This is a genomic window from Ramlibacter sp. (assembly GCF_035548915.1).
Classification (GTDB): Bacteria; Pseudomonadota; Gammaproteobacteria; order Burkholderiales; family Burkholderiaceae_C; genus Ramlibacter.
This window is the reverse complement of sequence record NZ_DASZSE010000002.1, coordinates 1-3,170: the sequence shown is the minus strand read 5'-3', so window position 1 is coordinate 3,170 and position 3,170 is coordinate 1. Positions and strand designations below refer to the sequence as shown.

General features: G+C 67.4%; 4 protein-coding genes. All 4 read right to left on the bottom strand.

What is annotated here, in order from left to right:
* Window positions 1–17 precede the first annotated feature (17 nt).
* Window positions 18–1,172: an IS30 family transposase gene (locus tag VHA82_RS00370; RefSeq protein WP_325539101.1), complete on the bottom strand. Its 1,155-nt coding sequence runs from the start codon at window positions 1,170–1,172 to the stop codon at window positions 18–20.
* A 72-nt stretch (window positions 1,173–1,244) separates the two neighbouring features.
* Window positions 1,245–1,847 (bottom strand): SCO family protein, encoded by a 603-nt coding sequence (locus VHA82_RS00365; RefSeq protein WP_325539099.1) that lies wholly within the window; start codon window positions 1,845–1,847, stop codon window positions 1,245–1,247.
* Entirely contained in the window at window positions 1,844–2,743 is a 900-nt protein-coding gene (gene cyoE, locus VHA82_RS00360) for a heme o synthase (protein WP_325539097.1), read from the bottom strand. The genes VHA82_RS00365 and cyoE overlap by 4 nt, the downstream gene beginning before the upstream one ends.
* 23 nt (window positions 2,744–2,766) lie before the next feature.
* Window positions 2,767–3,170, bottom strand: a 404-nt coding sequence (locus VHA82_RS00355) for a cytochrome C oxidase subunit I (protein ID WP_325539095.1), incomplete at its 5' end; no start/stop codon positions are given.

Genomic DNA, 3,170 nt, shown 5'->3' with positions numbered 1-3,170 from the left:
AAAAGGGGTCGGTGAAATCAACCGGTCTTTGCAATCACCGCTTCTAGCGCCTCGGCGGGGCTGAGCCAGCCAAGGGTCTGGCGGGGCCGTCCGTTGAGGCGTGCTGCAACCGAGTTCAAATGGGCCTGGCTGAAGCCGGATACGTCCTTGCCCTTGGGGAAATACTGGCGCAGCAACCCGTTGGTGTTCTCGTTGCTGCCGCGCTGCCAGGGGCTACGCGGATCACAGAAGTAAACCTGAACCTCTGAGGCGACCGAGAAGTCCTTGTGAGCGGCCATCTCGGTGCCGCGATCCCATGTGAGTGAGCGGCGCAATTCGGCTGGCAGTTTGATGATCTTGCGGGCGAGCGCCGCGGCCACGGCATTGCACTCCTTGGTGTCGAGCTTCACCAGCATCACGAACCGGGTGCTTCGCTCGACGAGCGTGGCGATCTGACTGCTGTTGCCGCCCATCAGCAGGTCGCCTTCCCAATGGCCTGGGACCGCGCGATCCTCGGCTTCGGCGGGACGCTCTCGTATCGAGATCGCGTCCACGATCCGACCTTGACCGTTGGCGCTCGAGCCCTTTGCGTGGCGCACTCCCTTCGAGCGGCGCAGGTGCCCCACGAGCTCCTTCTTCAGGGCGGCGCGCGCCTGCACGAACAAGCTGCGATAGATGGTTTCGGCCGAGACTTGCATGTCTGGCCGTCCAGCATACCGGCGCTTGAGCCAAGCCGATATCTGCAATGGCGACCAGTCCAGCTGCAACTTGACTGCTACCACGCGGTTCAGCCTCTGATCGGCCGCCAAGCGCGCCCGCTTCGGCCGGCGAGCGCGATCCCACGCCGCACGGTCCGCATCCACGGCTCGATAACTGTCTCGACCGCCGTTTCGCTTGATCTCACGTCCGACGGTCGAGGCCGCCCGTCGCAGACCCTTGGCGATCTGGCGATCAGTCAGGCCCGCCGATATTCCTCGCGAAACCTCTTCACGCTCGGCCAATGAGAGGCTTCTTGCGGCGCGCGTTCGTTCGCGTGGCCCGATCCCACCGTGACGTTTTACAAAGTTGTAAACCGAAGACGATCGCTTCCCTAGCGCCGCAGCGATCGAGCTCAGCGCCTCACCCTGACGCCAGCGCGCCCAGATCTGCGCACGCTCGGCACCGGAATAACCCCTCTTCGAAACCACTGTCATTGAACACCTCCCTATTCAATTGAATCAGAAGGTGTTGCAATGACCGGTTGAAACCGACGACCCCCTTCTTTTTCAGGCGAGGAGCAGGCGCAGGTCGGCGGCGATGTCGTCGGACTTCGTGCCGGCGGGAATCATCAGGCGGAGCTTGCCTTGCGGGTCGAAGACGAAGACCTGCGAGGCGTGCTCCACCGCGTAGTTGCCGGAGCCGTCGGCGCCTTCGGCCTTCGCATACACGTGGAAGTCGCGCGTCGCGCGTTCGGTGGCCGCCTCGTCGCCGTGCAGCGCGAGGAAGCTCGGATCGAAGGCGTGCACGTACTCCTTCAGCACCGCCGGCGTATCGCGCTTCGGGTCCACGCTCACGAACAGCATCTGCACGCGCGATGCCTCGGGCCCCAGCTTCTTCATGGCGACCGCGTAGTCGTGCAACGTCGTGGGGCACACATCGGGGCAGTGCGTGTAGCCGAAGGTGACGAGCACCACCTTGCCGCGGAAATCGGCGAGCGTGCGCGGCTTCCCGTCGTAGTCCTCGAGCCGCAGGTTGCCGCCCGCCTCCGTTCCTGTCACGTCGACGCCGTGGAATTGCGGGCCGGAGCCGCCCCCGAGCTTGTCGCAGCCGGAGGCCGCCAGGACCAGCGCGGCGAGGGACGCGGCGACGAATGCCCGGCGCGCGTTCACCCGATCGCGAGCGGAAGGTAGTGGTCGATCATCAGCGCCGCGAAGAGCATCGCGAGGTAGAAGATCGAGTAGGCGAAGGTACGCCGGGCGAGCGCATCGCTGTAGCGCGCGTAGAGGAGCACCGCGTAGCCGAGGAACACCGCGTCGAGCACGCCCGCCGCGCCGAGGTAGAACCAGCCGGACATGTGCGTCGCGAACGGCAGCAGCGTCGCAGCGATCAGGATCAGCGTGTAGAGCAGGAGGTGCAGGCGCGTGAACTTCTCGCCGTGCGTCACCGGCAGCATCGGCAGGCCCGCGCGCGCGTAGTCGTTGCGGCGGTAGAGCGCGAGCGCCCAGAAGTGCGGCGGCGTCCACGCGAAGATGATGAGGAAGAGCAGCAGCGGCTGGTAGGTGACGTCGCCCGAGATCGCCGCCCAGCCGAGCACCGGCGGCATCGCGCCCGAGGCCCCGCCGATCACGATGTTCTGCGGCGTGTTGGGCTTGAGGAGCACGGTGTAGATGATGGCGTAGCCCACGAACGTGCCGAGCGTGAGCCACATGGTGAGCGGGTTCACCGCGTGCCAGAGGATCGCGAGCCCGAGCCCGCCCACGCCGCCCGCGAAGAGCAGCACCTGGGGCGAGGACACCGTGCCCGAGACCGTGGGGCGCGCGCGCGTGCGCGCCATCACCGCGTCGATCTTCTGCTCCACCAGGCAGTTGAACGCCGCGGCGGCCCCCGCCACGAGGGCGATGCCGATCGTCGCGAACGCCACGCGGTCGAGCGGCGGAAGCGCGGGCACGGCGAGGAACATCCCGATCACCGCCGTGAAGACGATGAGCGAGACGACGCGCGGCTTGGTGAGGCGCCAGAGCTGCACGCCGAGGCCGGGCTGGCCGGAGAGGGTTCGCTGGAGCATGGGATCCTGCAATTATACGGCGCTCAACCGATCTGCGAGGCGCGCAGCAGCCGCTCCAGGTCCTTGAGCATGCCCTTCGGATCGTCCCCCGCGCGCCATCGCATCATCACGTTGCCGTTCGGGTCCACGAGGTAGACGTGGACGCGGTCGCCCGCCGCCCGGGGCGCGAGCGCCGCGCCGGCAGGCGCGAGCGCCACCTCCATGCCCGGGAACGCGTCCATCTCCTTCGCCTCGGGCGCGCGCCCGTCCTCCACCACGAAGACCCGCGCGACCCGGCTCGCGTTGCGCCCGAGGGCGAGCCTCACCTGCCGCATCTCGACCAGCTTCGCGAGGCAGGGCGCGTCGCAGGTTCCGGCGTCCATCGCGACCAGAACCCAGCGGCCGCGCAGGTCGTTGAACGAGAACGGCGCGCCGTCGGGGCGGCGGA

Bases quoted from the DNA above. Each gene is read 5' to 3' on its own strand.
- VHA82_RS00370 (WP_325539101.1), bottom strand. From the start codon at position 1,172: ATGACAGTGGTTTCGAAGAGGGGTTATTCCGGTGCCGAGCGTGCGCAG.
- cyoE (WP_325539097.1), bottom strand. From the start codon at position 2,743: ATGCTCCAGCGAACCCTCTCCGGCCAGCCCGGCCTCGGCGTGCAGCTC.